The sequence below is a fragment of the Microbacterium sp. NPDC058062 genome (assembly GCF_042885375.1).
Taxonomy (GTDB): domain Bacteria; phylum Actinomycetota; class Actinomycetes; order Actinomycetales; family Microbacteriaceae; genus Microbacterium; species Microbacterium trichothecenolyticum_C.
In genome coordinates, this window is sequence record NZ_JBHVSC010000007.1 from 124229 (window position 1) to 143983 (window position 19755).

Here is a 19755-nt window from a genome sequence, read left to right on the forward strand (position 1 = left end):
GTGCGGGCACGGTCTGGGCGCGAGGACGCGGCGCAGCGTCGCGGTCTCGGGGAGGGGCCGTCATAGCGAGACCGACATCGTCGACATGACGCTGAGCAGCATGGGCGCGACCCCGAGGAGGAGGAATGCGGGCAGTGTGCACACGCCCAGCGGGATGAGCAGCCGCGACGAGAGCCGCGCGGCACGAAGGCGGGCCTCGACACGGGCGCGATGCCGGGCGTGCGCGGCCGAAGCCCGCAGCAGCTCGACCGCGGGCACGCCTGCTGTGCGCGACAGCGCGAGTACGGCGTCGACGTCATCGGATCCGGCCGGCGCGCCTCCTCCCGGGTTCGCCGTGGCGGTCCCGGACTCGCCGCCCGGATCGGTGCTCTCCTCCTTGTTTCCGACTCGGCGGGCGTCCTGGACGACTGCCCGCGCGCGGTCGATGGACACCCCGCCGCTCAGCGCGATCGCCATCAGGTCTGCGTCGAGACCGGGCGCGCCGTCCGACCGTGCCGCTGCGCGCACGAGCCGTTTCGTCCATCGGTGCGCGGCGAGGATGAGCACCGCTCCGGCTCCGAGGCATGCCAGCCCGAGCGGGTTCGCGAACAGGGTGCCGATCGTGTCGAAGCCCAACGCCGCACCCAGTCCCACAGCGACGAGCGGAAGCCAGCTCATGAGCCGGGCCGTGCCCGCGGGCTCGGCGAGGGTGACCCGCACGTCGTCGGCCGCCTCCTGTGCGTCCCGCAGCGCGGCAGCGAGTCCGCGCAGGCACTCGGCGAGCGGTGCACCCACCACGAGCGCGACCTGGCACGCGACGCCGACCTCCCGCCACGCGCCAGTCCCCGCGGTGGCGATCGCCTCGGGCAGCGGCAACCCTCGGTCGATCGCCGAGGCGACGTGCCGAGCCGCCGGGTCGCCGGCGCGGGCGAGATGCTCCCAGGCGCGGACCGGCGCGACCCCGGCCTGCAGCAGCACCGCCAGTCGCAGCACGGTCTCCGCGACGTCGGCTGACGACGTCGGGGTTCGGGCGGACGCGCGAAGCCGGGACGACACGAGGCCTCGAGGCGACACGGCTGCCGGGGAGGAAGCCCGCGCGCCCTCCGCACCCACCATCTGCGTCAGCGCGCGCGCCATCGCTCCTCCTCGATGGCGAGACGCCCGTCGCCGTCGACGACGGGGCGGCCCGCTCCGGCGATGCGTCGCGAGCCGTCCGCGCCCCGCTCCACGTGCACGACGAGTCCGATCGCGCTGGCCGCCTGACGAGCGAGCGCGCGGTCGTCCAGTCCTGCGAGCGCACCGAGAGCCTCGAGGCGTGCCGGCACGTCGTGGAGTCCGTTCGCGTGCACCGTGCCGGCTCCCCCGTCGTGACCGGTGTTCAGAGCCGACAGCAGCTCCCGCACCTCGTCGCCGCGGCATTCTCCGACCACGAGACGGTCGGGACGCATCCGCAGGGCCTCACGCACCAGACGAGCGAGCCCGACTCCGCCGGTGCCCTCGATGTTGGGCTGACGCGCCTCGAGGCGCACGTGGTGCGGGTGTGCGATCCGCAGCTCCGCGACATCCTCGATCGTCACGATGCGCTCCTGCGCCGGCGCCTCCGCGAGAAGCGCCGCGAGCAGAGTGGTCTTGCCGGCGCCGGCGGCGCCCGAGATCAGGAGATTCGTGCGCCCCGCGATCGCCGCCCGCAGACGGTCGCGGACGCCCTCGTCGAACATCCCCGTCCGCTGGAGCTCATCGAGCGTCGCGGCCCCCAGGCGCGGCACCCGGATCGACAGGACCGTGCCCTCGGGGGCGATCGGCGGCAGCACGGCGTGCACGCGGATCCCACCGTCCACGCGCACATCGACGCACGGCGAAGCGTCGTCGATGTGCCTCCCGCCCACACCGATGAGCGCGACGGCGAGGTCGCGCACCTCTTCTTCCGTGGCACGCCACTCGCGTGCCGGCTCCACGCCGGCTCCGCGATCGACGAACAGGCCCGCCGCTCCGTTGACGAAGAGGTCCGTGACCTCCGGGTCGTCGAGGTACGCGGCGAAGGGCGCGAGGAGCGGATGCCGCTCCGCCGGTGCCCGCGGGGGCTTGGGGACGGGCACCGGCTCTCCGCTCGGAACGTCGGCCGCACCGGCACGCCGCGGCACCCACGCCCCGACGGCGTCACGCGGAGCCGGTGCACGCGCGGCCGCGGCCTCGAGCGCGGGGGCCTCGGCCGTGGCCACGCTGACCGTCGGGGCGGAAGACACGGGCCGGGCCGCAGCATCCCATCGCGCCTTCGCAGCGGGTGCGCCCGCAGCCCCGGAACGGGGGCGGACGACGAACGGTGCGGACATGCTCCGACGCTACGAAGGCGGTGTCCCACCCCGGCGAGGGCAACCGGTCATCCGTGGAGAGCCGCGCCGCGCCACGGGTTGGGGAGGAGCCGGCGAATCGAGAGACCGCTCCCAATGAATAGAGGCGGCATCCCATGGGGGGAATGGGATGCCGCCAAGCGCGGCCCCGAATTCGGGGGGTGACGTCGGGAGCCGCAATGCCAGAATCGATGTTCGGCCAACGGTCAGCATAGGCGAGGTAAGGGTCCTGACAAAACGAAAAGGAGAGGATTCTCACTGATATATCGGTCGGGATCGATGTATGCGGGGCCACCTACTATCGGGGGTAGTCGGTTCCGGCGGCGGTGGGTACATTTCCTGGCAGACTCGCCGACACGCCTCGGCCTCGACCCAGCCCGCAAAGGAGCGCGCTCCCATGAGCGAACAGACCCCTGTCACGCAAGCCAGCAGCCAGATCGACCACCTGCTGAACGAGGACCGGCGCTTCGCGCCCACCGCCGACTTCGCCGACAACGCCATCGCGACGGCGGAGCTGTATGAAGCGGCGAAGGCCGACCGCCTCGGCTTCTGGGCCGACCAGGCCCGCGACCTCCACTGGCACAAGCCGTTCACCGAAGTGCTCGACTGGTCGAACCCGCCGTTCGCACAGTGGTTCGCCGACGGCGAGCTGAACGTCGCCTACAACTGCCTCGACCGTCACGTCGAGGCCGGCAACGGCGACCGGGTGGCGCTGCTGTGGGAGGGCGAGCCCGGCGACGAGCGCCGTGTCAACTACGCCGAGCTCACCGACGAGGTCAAGCGCCTCGCCAACGTGCTCGAGGGACTCGGCATCGGCCAGGGCGACCGCGTCGCCATCTACCTGCCGATGATCCCCGAGGCCGTCGCCTCGATGCTCGCGGTCGCCCGCATCGGCGCCATCCACTCCGTCGTGTTCGGCGGCTTCTCGGCCGACAGCCTGCGCTCGCGCATCGACGATGCCGGCGCGAAGCTCGTCATCACCGCCGACGGCGGCTACCGCAAGGGCAAGGTCTCACCGCTCAAGCCGGCCCTCGATCTCGCCCTCGCCGACCGCGGCGCCGGGGTGCAGGAGTCCGTCGAGCACGTGCTCGTCGTCAAGCGCGGCGAGAACGAGGTGGACTGGCAGGACGGCCGCGACCTCTGGTGGCACGAGGTCGTGCCGCAGGCATCCGGCGAGCACGAGGCGCAGGCCTTCCCCGCCGAGAACCCGCTGTTCATCCTCTACACGTCGGGCACGACCGGAAAGCCCAAGGGCATCCTCCACACCTCCGGCGGCTACCTCACGCAGTCCGCGTTCACCAACAAGGTCGTCCACGACCTCCACCCCGAGACCGACGTCTACTGGTGCACCGCCGACATCGGGTGGATCACCGGGCACAGCTACGTCACGTACGGCCCGCTCGCGAACGGCGCGACCCAGGTGCTCTACGAGGGCACGCCGGATGCGCCCCACCCCGGCCGCTGGTGGGAGATCGTGCAGAAGTACGGGGTCACGGTGCTCTACACCGCGCCGACCGCGATCCGCTCGTTCATGAAGCTCGGCCGCGCGATCCCGAAGCAGTTCGACCTGTCGTCGCTGCGCCTGCTGGGCTCGGTAGGCGAGCCCATCAACCCCGAGGCGTGGATGTGGTACCGCAAGATCATCGGCGGCAAGACCGCGCCGATCGTCGACACGTGGTGGCAGACCGAGACCGGCTCGATCATGGTGTCGGCCCTTCCCGGCGTCACCGAGACCAAGCCCGGCTCGGCGCAGGTGCCCCTTCCCGGCGTCTCGATCGACGTCGTCGACGAAGACGGAACGCACGTCGGCAACGGCAACGGCGGCCTGCTCGTCGTCACGGAGCCGTGGCCGTCGATGCTCCGCGGCATCTGGGGCGACCCGGAGCGCTTCGTCGAGACCTACTGGGAGAAGTTCCAGAAGCAGGGCTACTACTTCGCCGGCGACGGCGCGCGGCTCGACGACGACGGCGACGTGTGGCTGCTGGGGCGTGTCGACGACGTCATGAACGTGTCGGGCCACCGCCTGTCGACCACCGAGATCGAGTCGGCGCTGGTCGGCAACGAGGCCGTCGCAGAGGCGGCCGTCGTCGGCGCCTCCGACGAGACCACCGGTCAGGCGGTCGTCGCGTTCGTCATCATCAAGCAGTCCTACCTCGACGCCCACTCCCCCGACGGCCTGGCCCAGGGCCTGCGCCTGTGGGTCGGCGAGCAGATCGGGCCGATCGCCCGTCCCCGCGACGTCTACATCGTCGGCGAGCTGCCCAAGACCCGCTCGGGCAAGATCATGCGCCGTCTGCTGCGCGACGTCGCCGAGGGCCGCGAGGTCGGCGACACGACCACCCTCGCCGACACCGCCGTCATGTCGGTGATCTCCGCGCAGGTCAAGTAGCCGAAGAGAAGAGCGGATGCTGCAGCCCGGGGCTGCAGCATCCGCTCTCTGCTGTCTGTGGTTCGTGTCGCCGATCAGGCGAAGGAGAAGACGACCTCGACCTCGACGGGGGCGTCCAGCGGCAGCACCGGCACGCCGACGGCCGAACGGGCGTGCTTGCCGGCGTCGCCGAAGACCTCGCCGAGCAGCTCGCTCGCGCCGTTGATCACGCCGGGCTGGCCGGTGAACTCGGGGACGGAGGCCACGAATCCGGTGACCTTGAGGACGCCGGTGAGGCGGTCCACCCCGCCGACGGCGGCCGCAGCGGCGGCGATCGCGTTGAGCGCGCTCTGGCGCGCGTACCCCTTCGCGTCGGACGCGGGCACAAGACCATCGCCCTCGCCGACCTTGCCGGTCGCCGGCAGGGCGCCTGCGACCATCGGCAGCTGGCCTGCGGTGTAGACGAGGTCGCCGTGCGCCTTCGCGGGCACGTAGGCGGCGACGGGCGGCACGACGTCAGGCAGGTCGATGCCGAGTTCGGCGAGGCGGGCGCTCACGCTCATGCTCACGCCTCCTCGAACTGCTTCGCGGCCTGGGCCGCAGCATCCAGTCCCGCGTTCTGCTGGCCACCGCCGGACGGACGCTTGAAGTAGGCGACCAGACCGCCCTCGGGCCCCTGCACGACCTGCACGAGCTCCCAGCCCTGCTTGCCCCAGTTGTTGAGGATCGCGGCGGTGTTGTGGATCAGAAGGGGCGTGGTGAGGTACTCCCACGTCGTCATCGCGACTCCTCGAGTATGGGGAAGGGACGGCTGGTGAAGGCTGGGAAACACCCCGGTCAGCTGTGCGTCCTTGATGGATCGCCCAGGTATCTCCCTTACGATCAACCCTATGCCTGATACCAAACGCACGGCCACCGGTGTGCTCGGCGGACTCGCCGGGCTCGTCGGCCTCAGTGCCGCAGCCGGTGTCCTCATTGCGGCGACCGTCACCCCCGCGGTCGCACTCACGAGCACCGCGGCCGAGCGCGCGATCACGATGTTCGACAATCTCCCGAGCGTCCTCGAGATCGACAAGCTCATGCTTCCGAGCAACTTCTACGCCACGAACCCTGAGACGGGCGAACCGGTGCTGCTGACGAAGTTCCTCGAGCAGGACCGCACTCCGGTCGAGTTCGCCCAGATCAATCCCGTGATGTTCGACGCGCTCCTGTCCTCCGAGGACCCGCGCTACTACCAGCACGGCGGCATCGACCTCATCGGCACCGCGCGCGCACTCCTCTCGAACGCCCAGGGTGGCGGCGAGACCCAGGGTGGGTCGTCCGTCAGCCAGCAGTACGTCAAGAACGTGCTGATCCAGAAGTGCGAGCAGAACGCCGAAATCGTCTACGAGACGAACGAAGCGGGCGAGATCGTCAAGGACGAGAACGGCGCGGCCGTCCAGAAGATGAGCCGTGACGACGTCCTGCGCAAGTGCTGGAGCGACGCCACCACGGCCGAGGGCTCAGAGGGCTACACCCGCAAGCTGCAGGAGATGCGCTACGCCATCGCGCTCGAGCAGAAGTACTCGAAGAACGACATCCTGCTCGGCTACATGAACATCGCCAACTTCGGCGGCATCACGTACGGCATCGAGGCCGCGGCACGTCACTACTTCAACACCAACGCCGCGAGCCTGACCGTCGCGCAGGCCGCGACACTCGCCGGCATGGTGCAGAACCCCAACAACTACCGCATCGACAAGCCGGGCGGCTCCATCTTCGGCTCCGACGGGGCGACGTTCAACAAAGCTCCGGACGGCGTCATCGACGAAGGCGCCAAGCTCGGCGCGCTCGATGCGCTGGTGGCGTCGGGCGAGATCACCGAGGAGCAGAAGCTCGCGGCAGCCGACGGCTACACCTCGACGAAGGTACGCCAGCTCTATGTGCTGAGCCGCATGCTCGACGACGGCAAGATCACGCGCGAGCAGTATGTGGAGGCCGCAGTCTGGCCGATCACACCCGACGTGGTCCTGCCGACCACGGGCTGCCAGGCGGCCGGCGGTGCCGCGTACTTCTGCCAGTACGTGAAGGACGTCATCCTCAACGACGAGGCCTTCGGAGCGACGCTCGAGGAGCGCCAGGCGCTGCTGCAGCGTGGCGGACTCAATGTGTACACCACGCTCGACACCCGCGTGCAGACGGCGGCGGAGCAGGCCATGAGCCAGTACGCGCCGACATCGGCCGACATGCCGATCGGCCGCACTGCGCCGTCACCGGGCCGCTTCGGTGCGACCTCGGTGAGCATCGAGGCGACGACCGGCCGCGTTCTCGCGATCGCGCAGAACACGAAGTTCAGCGAGGACGCGTCGCTGTCCAGTGACCCGAACTACTCGTCGCTGGTGTTCGCCGGTGACAAGAAGTTCGGCACCTCGTCGGGGTTCCCCGCGGGCTCGACGTTCAAGCTCTTCACGCTGATCGACTGGCTCGAGAAGGGCCACTCCGTCAACGAGACGCTGAACGGAACGCTGCACGTGTTCAAGAGGATGAAGAACTCGTGCGACGGCGACTGGGTGAACGGCGCGAACACCCTCATCAAGAACTTCGGCGGCAACGGGGGCTACATGGGCACGCCCATGCGCTTCACGAAGGACTCGCTGAACACCGGATTCTTCGCCATGGCGGAGAAGCTCGACCTCTGCGACATCAAGAACGTCGCGACGCGTATGGGCGTCACCCAGGGGAACGGCGACGAAGTCTCGATGACCAACCTCAACTCCATCATCGGGACGAACTCCGTCTCGCCGATGGCGATGGCCGAGGCGTACGCGACCGTTGCGAACAACGGCATCTACTGCCAGCCGCAGGCGATCGACAAGGTGACCGACTCCGACGGCAATGAGCTGGCCAAGCCCGCTCGCACCTGCACCCAGGTGATCGCGCCGAACGTCGCGGCGACCGCGGCCTTCGCACTGCAGGGCGTCATGAACAGCGGCGGCACCGGCACCGGCGGCAACCCCGGCGACGGCACGCCGCTCATCGGCAAGACGGGTACCCACGAAGAGATCACGACGTGGATGGTCGAGTCGAGCACGAAGGTGGCCACGGCGACGTGGGTCGGAAACGTCCAGGGTGGCGGCGACATCACGAAGACCTCCTACAACGGCAACCGCCTGAACCAGATCCGCTTCCCGATCACGCGAGCCATCCAAGGCGTGGCGAACGACATCTACGGCGGTGACAAGTTCGCCGCACCTGACAACGAACTCACGAAGGTGCAGCTGACGGACCTCCCCAACGTCGTCGGCAAGTCGGTCGATGAGGCGACGGCGATCCTGACCGAGGCAGGCTTCACGGTCGAGGTCGGGGGACCGGTCGACTCCGACCAGCCGGCGGGCGTCGTAGCCGCTCAGAACCCCGGCGCGGGCAAGGTCGCGGGCGGCAGCACCGTCACGATCAGCCCGAGCAACGGAGAGGGCATCTCCGTGCCCGACGTCTCAGGTCGCTCGCTCGACGATGCGAAGAAGGCGCTGCGCAGTGCGGGCTTCGGCAACGTGGGCGACGGCAACTGCACGGCCGATGCCAGCCTCGGCGCGCAGACCAAGGCCGGCGCGACGAACCCCGGCGCGGGCTCGGTCGTCAATCGCAACGCGTCGATCACCGTCGACTACGCCGCAGCGGTCTGCGGCGGCGGAGGGGGCGGCCGCGGTGGCGGCAACGGTGGCGGCAACGGTGGCGGCGGCAACGGCTAGTGCCCTCTTCACCGACGCGTACCGCCCTCACCGTGCTCGGCACGGTGGGGGCGGTCGGCGCGGGCGCCGTGGTCTGGGGTGTCGGTATCGAGCGCTACCTCTTCACGGTCCGCTTCCACGAGGTCCCCGTGCTCCCCGCAGGAGCCGCACCCATCCGCGTGCTGCACCTCTCCGACGCGCACATGGCGCCCTGGCAGCACCGCAAGCAGGAATGGATCGCGGCGCTCGCGGAGCTCCAGCCCGACCTGATCGTCAACACCGGCGACAACATGGGGCACTTCGACGGCCTTCGCGGGCTTCGCCGCGCGTACGACCCGCTGCGCGGCGTGCCGGGCGTCTTCGTGCACGGCTCGAACGACCACGCCGCCCCCTCTCCTCGCAACCCGTTCCGGTACTTCACCGGTCCATCGAAGGTGAAGCACACCGCCGAGCCTCTCGACACCGAGGCGCTGGACGACTACCTCACCCGTGAGCTCGGCTGGCTGGACCTCAACAACAAGGTCGGATCAGTGGATGCCGGCGGTCTGCGCATCGCCGCCTTCGGCGTGAGCGACGCGCATCGTCACTGGGACCGCCTCGAGGCGCTTCCCGAGCCGCTCGCCGCGCTCCGCGCCGAGCACCCCGCCGACCTCTCGATCGGTGTGACGCACGCGCCCTATCGCCGGGTGCTCGACGACTTCGTCGACCTCCGAGCGGACGCGATCTTCGGCGGCCACACGCACGGCGGTCAGGTCCGCGTCCCCGGCTTCGGCGCGCTCGTCGCCAACTGCGACATCCCGCTCCGTCAGGCCCGAGGGCTCAGCGCGTGGAAGCACGCCGGTCACTCGGTGCCGCTCAACGTGAGTGCCGGGCTCGGCCACTCGATCTACGCTCCGGTGCGCTTCGCCTGCCGGCCCGAGGCCTCGCTCCTCACCCTGGTTCCGCGCGCGTAGCGCCGTCCCGGAGGCTCCTCCCCAACCGCGCGCGCGGATCGGCCGTCCACAGTTCGGCGCCCGCGGCCGCCGCCACCTGCCCGAGGCGCCGATCCTCGATGCATGGCTGCTCCGCGTTCCCCACGACCCGCTGATCCTCCCTTCCGGAACACGCTCGTCGCCGCGACGATCGTTCACGGCGTCGGGCTGCCCGTACGGCTGCGACTGCTCGCGCTCCTGATCGCCCTCGTCATCGCGGTCGTTTCTGCCCCTTTCGTCTCCGACACGACGGACGGCGCCGATCACAGCGACGATCGACGAACCCGTGGTTTCGGTCGGCACCTGCCGTTCGTGCCGGTCAGCGGAGACGCCGGATGAGCAGGTCTGCGACCGACGACGCGGTACCTCCGATCCAGCTTCCTGTCCGTCGGCGAGCGTCCGCCCTGTTCCTCGCCATCGTCGTGATCGTGATCGCGATCACCCTCGTCGCGCCGTCTCACGCCGACGCCGCCGAGCGCGGCACCGGGTTCGGCACCTGGGCTCCGATCTCCGCCTATGGCTGGCACGGATCGATGCTGGTCGGCGGCGTGCACACGTACTGCATCACCCCCGGAGCGCCCGCTCCGACCGGTCCAAGCGCCGACCAGGGCATCAGCGCATCGGCCGCCGGTCTCTCGCCGCAGCAGCTCGCCGGGATCAACCTCCTCGTGACCACGTACGGACAGACTGCTGACCCCGTGCAGGCCGCCGCGGTGGCGTGGGCGGTCAAGGCCATCGCGAACCGCGAAGAGACACTGCATGCCTTCGGCTACCGGGGAGACTCGCTCGCCGGCGCCATCCACTGGACGATGTCCGCGCTGTCCCCGCAGCACGACCGCGCCGTGCAGGAGCGTGCGGTGGCGTATTACGACGAAGCCACACGTGCTGCGGCCGGACCTTCCACCGCGAGCGGAAGCCTGGTGTTCACGACGGATGCTGCCGACCACCGCAGCGGTACGGTCCGGGTCGACGCGACCGCGGCAGCGACGGGCACGATCACCTTGACGAACGCGGTCTTCGCAGAGTCGGGTTCGCCGACGCTCGAGAACGCAACATCGGGGTCGACGTACGCCATCCGCACCGCGCCGCCGGCCGAAGGTCGTCCCTACACCGTGAGCGGAACGGGTCGCTTCGACGCGGGCCTCGCCGCCGCGGTGCGGCACTTCACAACGCCCGGCGGCCAGGAGACCGCCGGACCCGTGGGGCGTGTTCAGTTCGAGGTTTCCGGCGCCGACGCCGCCCCGCGCATCCCTCCGTTCGCGCCGGCCATCACGACGCACGTCGCAACGCGGGACGCCACAGGCGGTGCGTACGTCGATGAGGTCACCTTCACCGCGACCGAGGGCTCGTGGCCGCGCTCCGACGACGGCTCCTACCTGCCGGTGACTGCGAGCGCCATCGTCTACCGCACCGACACCGAGCCCGTCGCCGGGTCGGCTGTCCCGGGCGACGAGGCCATCGTCGGCACGTTGGAGCTCACGACCGACCCCGCGGCAGGGCCGACCGCGCCGTACACGGTCAGCTCCTCGTGGGAGATGACCACCGCGGGGTACTACACCGCCGTGTGGAGCCTGCGTGCGGCCGACCAGATCCCCTCCGTCGTCGCCCACATCGGCGCTGACTTCGCCTGGACCGAACGGTTCGGCGAGCCCTCGCAGGTCGCCGTGATCGCCCCGCCCCCACCGGTACCGACACCCACTCCCCCTCCGACCGCCGAAGCGCCTGCACCCCCGTCCGACGCGCCTCTCCCGGAACTGGCAGCCACCGGCACGGAGGCCGCCTCCCTCCGTGCGCCCGCCGCGATCGCCATCGCTCTTCTCAGTCTCGGCGTCGCGATCGTCAGCTCGAGGCGGCCGTGGTCAGCAGCACCCCTGACGATCGGTTAGACTCGGAGGGTTGCAAAACGGGGTGTGGCGCAGCTTGGTAGCGCGCTTCGTTCGGGACGAAGAGGCCGCAGGTTCAAATCCTGTCACCCCGACCACAGAGAGGCTCCGCCGGAAGGCGGAGCCTCTTGTATGAAAGGACGGACGTCTTGACTGGCAGCATCCCGCCCCTCCTCGTCGCCTTCGATCTCGACGACACTCTCGCTCCTTCGAAGAGCCAGATCGACGCGCGCATCGGCGAACTGCTGATCGCCCTGGCGGAGCGCGTCGAGGTGGCGATCATCTCCGGCGGCCAGCTCCTGCAGTTCACGACGCAGGTCGTCGACCGCCTCCCCGACGCCTCCGCCGACACGCTGGCGCGCCTGCACCTGCTCCCCACGTGCGGCACGCAGTACTACCGCCTCACCGAGGACGAGGTCGTCACGGTCTACAAGCGCTCGCTCACCGACGACCAGAAGTCCCGCGCGCTCGCTGCCGTCGAGGGCGAGGCTCGCCGCCTCGGGCTCTGGGAGTCCGAGACGTGGGGCGACATCCTCGAGGACCGCGGGTCTCAGATCACCTTCTCGGCGCTCGGCCAGAAGGCCCCCGTCCCCGCGAAGACCGCATGGGATCCCACCGGCGAGAAGAAGAACAGCCTGCGCGCCGCCGTCGCGGCGCTGCTGCCCGATCTCGAGGTGCGCTCCGGCGGCTCGACCTCGGTCGACATCACCGAGCAGGGCATCGACAAGGCTTACGGCATGCGTCAGCTCGCCGAGCAGACCGGCATCTCCCTCGACGACATGCTCTTCGTGGGCGACCGCCTCGACCCCGACGGCAACGACTACCCCGTGCTCGCGATGGGTGTGCGCTGCCACGCGGTCGACGGGTGGGAAGAGACCGTGGCCTACCTCGAGGAGCTCATCCCCACGCTTCCCGTCCGCGTCTGACGCGTCCGGATATCCGAAGAGGGCGGGTTCCCCCGGGAACCCGCCCTCTTCGTGTCTAGAGCCGTCAGGCCTTCGCGCGCGGCCCCGTGCTCTTCGCTGCCGGAGCCTTCGCCGGACGGGATGCTGCAGCATCCGCCTTCGCACTGCTCGACGCCGTCGTGGCACGTGCAGCGCGAGGGCGCGGCGCCGCGGCGACGGCCGCCTCTGCGGCGGGGGCCGACACCGTGACCGGCACGAGTCGCTGCAGCTGCGTGACGTGGCGCGGCTCGAGCTCCGCGATGGACGAGACGCCCAGGAGCTTCATGGTGCGCTCGATCTCGCTGCGCAGGATCGCGATCGTGCGGTCGACGCCCTGGCGGCCGCCGGCCATCAGGCCGTACAGGTACGCGCGGCCGATGAGCGTGAACTTCGCACCGAGCGCGATCGACGCGACGATGTCGGCGCCGTTCATGATGCCGGTGTCGACCATGACCGTGGCGTCCTTGCCGACCTCGCGGACGACTTCGGGCAGGAGGCGGAACGGGATCGGCGCGCGGTCGAGCTGACGGCCGCCGTGGTTCGACAGGATGATGCCGTCGACGCCGGCGTCGATGAGACGCTTCGAGTCGGCGACGTTCTGCACGCCCTTGATCACGATCTTGCCCGGCCAGATCTCGCGGATGATCGCGAGGTCGTCGTAGCTGATGGTCGGGTCCATGGCCGAGTTGAGCAGCTCGCCGACCGTGCCGCCCGTCGTCGAGAGCGACGCGAACTCGAGCTTGGGAGTCGTGAGGAAGTCGTACCACCACCAGGGGCGCGGGATCGCGTTCACGATGGTGCCGAGCGTCAGCTGCGGCGGGATCGAGAAGCCGTTGCGCTTGTCGCGCAGGCGCGCACCCGCGACCGGGGTGTCGACTGTGAACTGCAGCGTGTCGAAGCCGGCCTCGGCCGCGCGGCGGGCCAGGGCGTACGAGATCTCGCGGTCACGCATGACGTACAGCTGGAACCAGTTGCGCCCGTTCGGGTTCGCGGCCTTCACGCCCTCGATCGACGTCGTGCCGAGCGTCGACAGCGTGAACGGGATGCCGGCGGCACCGGCCGCGCCGGCGCCGGCGATCTCGCCCTCGGTCTGCATGAGGCGTGTGAAGCCGGTCGGCGCGATGCCGAACGGCATGGCCGACGGGCCGCCGAGGATCTCGGTCGACATGTCGACGTTCTCGGCAGGGCGCAGCACGTCGGGGTGGAACTCGATGTCCTCGAACGCCTGCCGCGCCCGCGACAGCGAGAGCTCGCCCTCGGCCGCACCGTCGGTGTAGTCGAAGGCGGCCTTGGGGGTGCGGCGCTTCGCGATGTCGCGCAGGTCGTAGATCGTGAGCGCGGACTCGAGGCGGCGCTTCTTGCCGTCGAGCTCGGGCTTCTTGAACTGCATGAGCTCGAGGAGCTCCTTGGGGTTGGGGAACTGCCGGGTGACCATGAATACCTCTCCGATGGGTCAGATCTGCGTGCGTGCGGCGGTCGAGCGGGCGAGACCCGCCGCCGCGTAGTAGCCGACGATGTGGTCATGGACGCGGGTGCGGGCGAGCGCGGCGTCGCCCGCGTCGACGGCATCGAGGATCGCGTGATGCTCGTGGCGCAGGCGGTCGGCCGCGGCACCCCATTCCGCGATGCCCGCCGCACCCGCCTGCACGTACGACTCGATCGCCGTGCGCAGGCCCGCCATCATCGCCGCGATGACGAGATTGCCGGAGGCCTCGGCGAGGGCGAGGTGCAGCTGGGCGTCGAGCGCGAGGAACTCGGGGGCGGTGAGGTCGTCGGCGTCCATCGCGACGAGCACCTCGCGCGCCTGCGCGGTCGAGCGCGTCGGGTCGGCGGCGAGCGCGTCGACGACGGCCGATTCGAGCACGAGCCGCGTGGCGACGACGTCGTCGAACGGGAAGCCCTGGGCGGCGACCTGCAGCCGCAGCAGCGCCGACATGCCGCCCTGCGGCGTCGCGATGATGATGGCCCCGGAGGTCGGCCCCGAGCCGGTCCCGGTGCGGATGAGTCCCATCACCTCGAGGACGCGCAGCGCCTCGCGGACGCTGGAGCGCCCGACACCGAGAGTGGCGGCGAGCTCGCGTTCGGGGGCGAGGCGATCACCGGGCTTCAGGGTGCCGTCGAGCAGGTCGGTCTCGATCTTCTCGAGCACGACGCGCCACGCGCGTGCGGGCGCGAGCGCGGGTGGAGTCGGGATACCTGCCACGGATCTCCTCGTCGATGTCGGATCCGGCGCCCTCCTCATTGAAGGGCACGGTGTGGTCTGACCACGATAGCGTGTGGTCGGACCACAGACAACCCGTGTGACTCCACGTGTGCGCGCGGACCACTACGCTGACCCCATGGACCCCCTCCTCCTCGTCCTCATCGTCGCGGGCGTCGCTGCCGCGTTCTGCTGGATCACCTCGCTCGTCACGAACGAGACGTCGTGGATCGACCGGTTGTGGTCGATCGTCCCCGTGATCTACGTCTGGATCTTCGCCGCCGCTGCCCTGTTCGCGGGCGTCGACGCGACGCGCCTCGTCGTGATGGCGCTGCTGGTCACTGCGTGGGGCGCGCGGCTCACCTTCAACTTCGCGCGCAAGGGCGGCTACACCGGTATGGAGGACTACCGGTGGGCGATCCTGCGCGGCCGCATGACGCGCTGGCAGTTCCAGCTGTTCAACTTCTTCTTCATCGTGCTCTTCCAGAGCGCGCTGCTCGTCCTCATCTCGCTTCCGGCGTACGTCGCGTGGCAGCATCCCGTGGCTTTCACCGGATGGGATGCCGCGTTCGCGGTGCTGTTCGCCGCGTTCCTGGTGGGTGAGACTGTGGCGGATCAGCAGCAGTGGGCGTTCCACCAGGCGAAGAAGGCAGCGGGCGGCACGCTCGAGCCCGGCTTCGTCACCACCGGGCTCTTCGGCTACAGCCGCCACCCGAACTTCTTCTTCGAACAGGCGCAGTGGTGGGCGTTCTACGCGCTCGGCGCCGTCGCCCTCGTCGCGGACGGCGGCAGCTGGCTGAACTGGACGATCGCCGGCGCCGCTCTGCTGACGGTGCTGTTCATCGGCTCGACGGTGTTCACCGAGTCGATCTCGACGTCGAAGTACCCGGCCTACCGTGAGTACCAGCGGACCACATCGATGCTGATCCCGCTCCCCCGCCGGCGCGGACGCGCACCCGAGACAGCCTGAGCCCGGGCTACTCCAGGCGGCCGCCCGAAGCGCGCAGGTAGTCCTCGGCGCACAGCGATTCGTACGTGATGCGGTCCGCGGTGAGCTCGTCGATCGCGACCTGGTCGCCGTCGAAGACGAACCGGCCGCCGACGAGGCGGGCGTTGAAGAGCGCCTTGCGACCGCAACGGCAGATGGTTTTCAGCTCTTCGAGACTGTGGGCGAGCTCGAGCAGTCGCGCCGATCCGGGGAACGCCTGGGTCTGGAAGTCGGTGCGGATGCCGTACGCCAGCACCGGCACGCCGTCGAAGACGACGATGCGCAGCAGATCGTCGACCTGCTCCCGGGTGAGGAACTGCGCCTCGTCGATGAGCAGGCACGCGACGTCGACCTCGTGCTCCTCGGACTCCGGGACGAGGGTGTCGGCGGCCTCGGCCTTGACGCGCGCGCGATGCTCGGCGAACAGTGCGCGGATGTCGTCCTGGGGGCGCACCAGGAAGTCGACCGTGCGCTTGACCCCGAGGCGGCTGTCGATCTGGTCGGCACCCTTGGTGTCGATGGCGGGCTTGGCGAGGAGCACGTGCTGGCCGCGCTCCTCGTAGTTGTAGGCGGCCTGCAGGAGCGACGTCGACTTGCCGGAGTTCATCGCCCCGTATCGGAAGTAGAGCTTGGCCACGGATCGAGCGTAGTCGGTGGCGCTCCCGGCGCCTGCAGCACGGCAGCCGGCGCCGGGCGAGGGTCAGCGGCCGCCGAAGCCTCCCCCGCCACCTCCGCCGCCCGAGAACCCGCCGCCGGATGATCCGCCCGAGAACGACCAGCTCGAGCTCGAGGAAGAGCTCGACGACGATCCCGGCCGCGACACCGGGGTGGCCGCGAGCCGTCCGATCGACGAGGACGCGTCGGACAGCGAGCGCGAGGTCACCGCGTCGAACAGCGCGAGCTGGGAGGCGACCTCGACGGCTCCGGCCGCGCGGATGATGTTCACCCATTCGTGCTCCATGCCGAACAGCACCGCGTACGGCAGCAGGCGCTCGTAGAGGTTCACGACGGATGCGCCAGGCTCTCCCGGCGCATCGCCATAGGGACGACGCCCCGACGACACGAGATCGGCGGTCCGCGGCGACTGCGCCGCGCGCAAGCGATCCTCCTCCGCGAGCTGCAGATAGTCGCGGATCCCCTCGAGATAGGTCTTGTGCATGCCGCCCGCAACCGTGAGCACCGACTTCGGGAGCGAGAAGAAGGGCAGACCGATGAACGCGAAGAAGGCACTGCCCAGCGCGACGAAGTAGATGACGTTCCCCCACTGTCCGAGGGGGTCGAGCACCACGAACGCGCCGTCGGCGAAGAAGATGAGGAGCATCGCCAGCGGCAGCCCGGCCAGCTGGAGGAAGCCGCGCAGCAGCGTGATCCAGTCCGGCAGCTTGCTGCGATACCCGCGCTGTACGGTGAACTCATCGATCCGCCGCACGTAGGTGACGGCGCGCGACGGGGGCTTGCGGGCGAACGCGCCGAGATCCACGTCAGCGCCGGGTTCGGCCTTGCGGCCGAACAGCGTGTCGACGATGCGCCGCTCGTCACTGTCGAGACCGGCACTGTCCCGCAGCACCACTTCGAAGTCGTCGGCGTCCTCGCGGTCGCCCGTCGCCCGGATCTCGACCGCGTCCTTCACCGCGAGGTCGACCACGTTCGCCGCCAGCGCCCGCTCGGGGACGTCGAGCACCCCGGCCGACAGCGTCAGCGACTCGTCGTCGGGCGGCGTGTACTGCACGATCACCGGTGCACGGTCGGGGTTCCGACGCGCCGCCGCCTTCACCACGAGCACGAACACCAGACCGCCGATGCCCGACAGCAGCGCGAGCCCGGGGAGGATCCACAGCCACCACGGGTACGGCGGCGGCGGGGGCGGGCTCGGCGCCGCGAACGTCCCCTGCTCGAAGCCGAGTGCCACGGTCACGTTCTCGTTCGGACCGAGCCCTTCGTCCCCTGCGGTGAACGCCACGGCGCTCGTGGCCGACGCGCCGACGGCCTGCGCCCATGCCTGCACGGCGTCCGGCAGCGGCTCCGGCTCCGCCGCGCGCTCGATCGCGCACTGCTCGGTCGATCCGTACGGCCCGGTGTAGCAGAACGCGCGCCCCTCGATCAGGCCGGCCGCAGCATCCGTCGCCACATGCACGTCAGCGGTCACGACATCGAACGGCTGCGCGTGGTCGGTGCCGACGGTGTCCCAGTAGAACTCGTCGGCCGCCGTGTCCTCGTAGCGCAGCACGACGTCGCTCATCTCGTACGTGATGACGTAGGTCTGCGCACCGCGCACGTACGAGTCGTCTCCGGTGAGCACGTAGATCCAGTCGCCGTCGCGCTCGGTCCACCACGGGATCGCCGCGCCGTCGGCGCCGGTCACGGTGTAGACGACGGTGCCGAGGTCGATGCCGCTGTCGACGACGGGCAGCGCCCGCACCATGCCCTTGTTCTGGTCGAAGTCCGGGAAGCGCGCCACGATCGTCTCGGTGGTGAGCAGGCGACTGCGCTCGCCCGTGCCGCGGACGAGCCAATAGTCGGCCTGGAACGAATCGAACGTGAAATCGTCGACGGATGCTGCCGCCACCGCATTCAGGACAGCGGGGCGTTCGCTCACCCGCGCCGTGATCGCCGCGGGCGTGGCCGAGGCCGTCGCGACACCGAGCGTGATCGCGCCCGCGACGACGAGCGCGACTAGCGTCCCGGCGGCGATCCCCCAGCGACGCCACCCGCGTCGTGACACCGACATGCACCCACCCTAGGGGCGCGCGGGGCCGCTCGCCCAGGAGGGCGCGCGACGGATCAGGCGGTGAGCGCCAGCGCCTCGGCGGTCTCGCCGAGCGACTCGCGCGCGACCGCGGGCCGCGCGTTGAGCGTGTCGCCGTAGCTCGGGATGAGCTCGCGCAGGCGCGGCTCCCACTCCTCGATGCGGTCGGGGAAGCAGGTCTTCAAGAGTCCCAGCATGATCGAGACGGCGGTCGACGCACCCGGGGAGGCGCCGAGGAGGCCGGCGATCGTGCCGTCCGCTCCGGTCACGACCTCGGTGCCGAACTGCAGCACGCCGCCCTTCTCAGGGTCCTTCTTCATGACCTGCGCGCGCTGGCCGGCCTGGATGATCTCCCAGTCCTCGTCCTTCGCGGTGGGCATGAAGGTGCGCAGGCTGTCGACCTTCTTCTTGTGGTTCTTCAGCAGCTCGCCGACGAGGTAGGTGATGAGGCTGGGGTTGTCCCATGCGACCTTGAGCATCGGACCGAGGTTGCCGGGACGCACCTGGCCCACGATGTCGAACCAGGAGCCGGTCTTCAGGAACTTCGGGCTGAACGTCGCGAACGGGCCGAACAGGAGCGAGGCCTCACCGTCGACGACGCGCGTGTCGAGATGCGGCACCGACATCGGCGGCGCGCCGACCGAGGCCTGCGAGTACACCTTCGCCTTGTGCTGGGCCACGACCGCGGGGTTCGAGGTCTTGAGGAACTGCCCGCCGATCGGGAACACGCCGTAGCCCGAGATCTCGGGGATGCCGGAGCGCTGCAACAGCTTGAGCGCCCAGCCTCCGGCGCCGACGAAGACGAACTTCGCGCGGATCTCGCCCGGCGTGCGACCGATGGTGCGGCGGTACTTCACGCTCCAGGTGCCGTCCGAGAGGCGCTTCAGCTTGCGCACCTCCGTGTTGGTGCGGACGTCGGCGCCGTTCTCGGCGAGCCGGTCCACCAGCTGGCGGGTCAGGGCGCCGAAGTCGACATCCGTGCCGGCGGGCACGCGCGTCGCCGCGAACGGCTCGCCCTTACGGCGCTTCTGCATGAGCAGTGGTGCCCACGTGTTGATGACACGGGAGTCCTCGCTGTACTCGATGCCGGCGAAGAGCGGCTCGTCCTTGAGAGCCTCGTAGCGCTTCTTGAGGTAAGCGACATCCTTCTCGCCGCGCACGAAGGTCATGTGCGGGGCGGAGTTGATGAACGTCGACGGAGCGTCGAGCACGCCGGCCTCGACGAGCGACGACCACAGCTGCCGGCTCTGCTGGAACTGCTCGTTGATCGAGATCGCCTTGGCGGGATCGACCGAGCCGTCCTTGCCCTCGGGCATGTAGTTCAGCTCGCACAGGGCGGCGTGGCCGGTGCCGGCGTTGTTCCACGCGTTCGAGCTCTCGAGCGCGACATCGCTCAGCCGCTCGAACACGGCAATCTTGAGGTCGGGCTGCAGCTCCTGGAGGAGGGTGCCGAGCGTCGCGCTCATGATCCCGCCGCCGATCAGCAGCACATCGACGGTCTCGACGTGGGGATTGTGGTCGGCGTGGTTCTCAGCGGGCGTTGCGGTCACCAGATGATTCTAGTTCCGCGTGAAAGCACCCCAGACCGGGACCGGGTCTTCACGCCGAAAGTCCTGCGGTT

16 protein-coding genes and 1 tRNA gene are annotated in these 19755 nt (G+C 69.9%); 8 read left to right on the forward strand and 9 right to left on the reverse strand.

The window, feature by feature from the left end; all coding sequences use genetic code 11:
* Window positions 1-60 precede the first annotated feature (60 nt).
* Both ACFVSU_RS20375 and ACFVSU_RS20380 read right to left on the reverse strand, forming a co-directional pair.
* A complete protein-coding gene (locus ACFVSU_RS20375) occupies window positions 61-1116 on the reverse strand; it encodes a type II secretion system F family protein (protein WP_387147322.1) in 1056 nt (351 codons plus the stop codon).
* The gene (locus tag ACFVSU_RS20380; protein WP_387147325.1) at window positions 1101-2309 is read right to left on the reverse strand and encodes a TadA family conjugal transfer-associated ATPase; all 1209 of its coding nucleotides are present in this window, start codon (window positions 2307-2309) and stop codon (window positions 1101-1103) included. Before ACFVSU_RS20380 ends, ACFVSU_RS20375 begins: the two co-directional genes overlap by 16 nt.
* A gap of 415 nt (window positions 2310-2724) precedes the next feature.
* Between ACFVSU_RS20380 and acs the strand changes: the two genes are divergently transcribed.
* The gene (gene acs, locus ACFVSU_RS20385; RefSeq protein WP_387147329.1) at window positions 2725-4716 is read left to right on the forward strand and encodes an acetate--CoA ligase; all 1992 of its coding nucleotides are present in this window, start codon (window positions 2725-2727) and stop codon (window positions 4714-4716) included.
* A 74-nt stretch (window positions 4717-4790) separates the two neighbouring features.
* Here acs and ACFVSU_RS20390 read toward each other — a convergent pair whose 3' ends face one another.
* Window positions 4791-5258 carry a RidA family protein gene (locus ACFVSU_RS20390; protein ID WP_387147332.1) on the reverse strand — a complete coding sequence of 156 codons (468 nt, stop codon included), beginning with the start codon at window positions 5256-5258 and terminating at the stop codon, window positions 4791-4793.
* 2 nt (window positions 5259-5260) lie between these two features.
* Entirely contained in the window at window positions 5261-5476 is a 216-nt protein-coding gene (locus tag ACFVSU_RS20395) for a hypothetical protein (RefSeq protein ID WP_045298026.1), read from the reverse strand.
* A gap of 109 nt (window positions 5477-5585) precedes the next feature.
* Here ACFVSU_RS20395 and ACFVSU_RS20400 point away from each other — a divergent pair, with 109 nt between their 5' ends.
* The 6 genes from ACFVSU_RS20400 (at window position 5586) to ACFVSU_RS20425 (ending at window position 12182) form a co-directional block, all read left to right on the forward strand.
* Entirely contained in the window at window positions 5586-8423 is a 2838-nt protein-coding gene (locus ACFVSU_RS20400) for a transglycosylase domain-containing protein (protein ID WP_387147336.1), read from the forward strand.
* Window positions 8423-9355: a metallophosphoesterase gene (locus ACFVSU_RS20405; protein ID WP_387147339.1), complete on the forward strand. Its 933-nt coding sequence runs from the start codon at window positions 8423-8425 to the stop codon at window positions 9353-9355. The genes ACFVSU_RS20400 and ACFVSU_RS20405 overlap by 1 nt, the downstream gene beginning before the upstream one ends.
* Window positions 9356-9457: 102 nt before the next feature.
* On the forward strand, window positions 9458-9712 hold the full coding sequence (locus ACFVSU_RS20410) for a hypothetical protein (protein WP_387147342.1): 255 nt from the start codon (window positions 9458-9460) through the stop codon (window positions 9710-9712).
* Window positions 9709-11259, forward strand: coding sequence for a hypothetical protein (locus ACFVSU_RS20415; RefSeq protein WP_387147345.1), 1551 nt, complete (start codon window positions 9709-9711; stop codon window positions 11257-11259). The genes ACFVSU_RS20410 and ACFVSU_RS20415 overlap by 4 nt, the downstream gene beginning before the upstream one ends.
* 18 nt (window positions 11260-11277) lie before the next feature.
* Window positions 11278-11354, forward strand: a tRNA-Pro gene (locus ACFVSU_RS20420).
* A 51-nt stretch (window positions 11355-11405) separates the two neighbouring features.
* Window positions 11406-12182, forward strand: coding sequence for an HAD-IIB family hydrolase (locus ACFVSU_RS20425; RefSeq protein WP_387147348.1), 777 nt, complete (start codon window positions 11406-11408; stop codon window positions 12180-12182).
* A gap of 64 nt (window positions 12183-12246) precedes the next feature.
* On the opposite strand, the gene ACFVSU_RS20430 is transcribed toward ACFVSU_RS20425, so the two are convergent.
* A complete protein-coding gene (locus ACFVSU_RS20430; protein ID WP_387147351.1) occupies window positions 12247-13635 on the reverse strand; it encodes an alpha-hydroxy-acid oxidizing protein in 1389 nt (462 codons plus the stop codon).
* 18 nt (window positions 13636-13653) lie between these two features.
* Window positions 13654-14403: a FadR/GntR family transcriptional regulator gene (locus ACFVSU_RS20435; protein WP_387147354.1), complete on the reverse strand. Its 750-nt coding sequence runs from the start codon at window positions 14401-14403 to the stop codon at window positions 13654-13656.
* A gap of 136 nt (window positions 14404-14539) precedes the next feature.
* Between ACFVSU_RS20435 and ACFVSU_RS20440 the strand changes: the two genes are divergently transcribed.
* Window positions 14540-15370, forward strand: coding sequence for a DUF1295 domain-containing protein (locus ACFVSU_RS20440; protein ID WP_387147357.1), 831 nt, complete (start codon window positions 14540-14542; stop codon window positions 15368-15370).
* A gap of 7 nt (window positions 15371-15377) precedes the next feature.
* Here the strand turns inward: ACFVSU_RS20440 and ACFVSU_RS20445 are convergent, their stop codons facing one another.
* The 3 genes from ACFVSU_RS20445 to ACFVSU_RS20455 all read right to left on the reverse strand — a co-directional run bounded on the left by ACFVSU_RS20445 (window position 15378) and on the right by ACFVSU_RS20455 (window position 19684).
* Entirely contained in the window at window positions 15378-16025 is a 648-nt protein-coding gene (locus tag ACFVSU_RS20445; RefSeq protein ID WP_387147360.1) for a thymidine kinase, read from the reverse strand.
* 63 nt (window positions 16026-16088) lie between these two features.
* Complete coding sequence (locus ACFVSU_RS20450) at window positions 16089-18116, reverse strand: DUF2207 domain-containing protein (RefSeq protein ID WP_387147363.1); 2028 nt, start codon at window positions 18114-18116, stop codon at window positions 16089-16091.
* A 53-nt stretch (window positions 18117-18169) separates the two neighbouring features.
* Window positions 18170-19684, reverse strand: a complete 1515-nt coding sequence (locus ACFVSU_RS20455; protein ID WP_387147366.1) for a malate:quinone oxidoreductase — start codon at window positions 19682-19684, stop codon at window positions 18170-18172.
* Window positions 19685-19755: the final 71 nt, after the last annotated feature.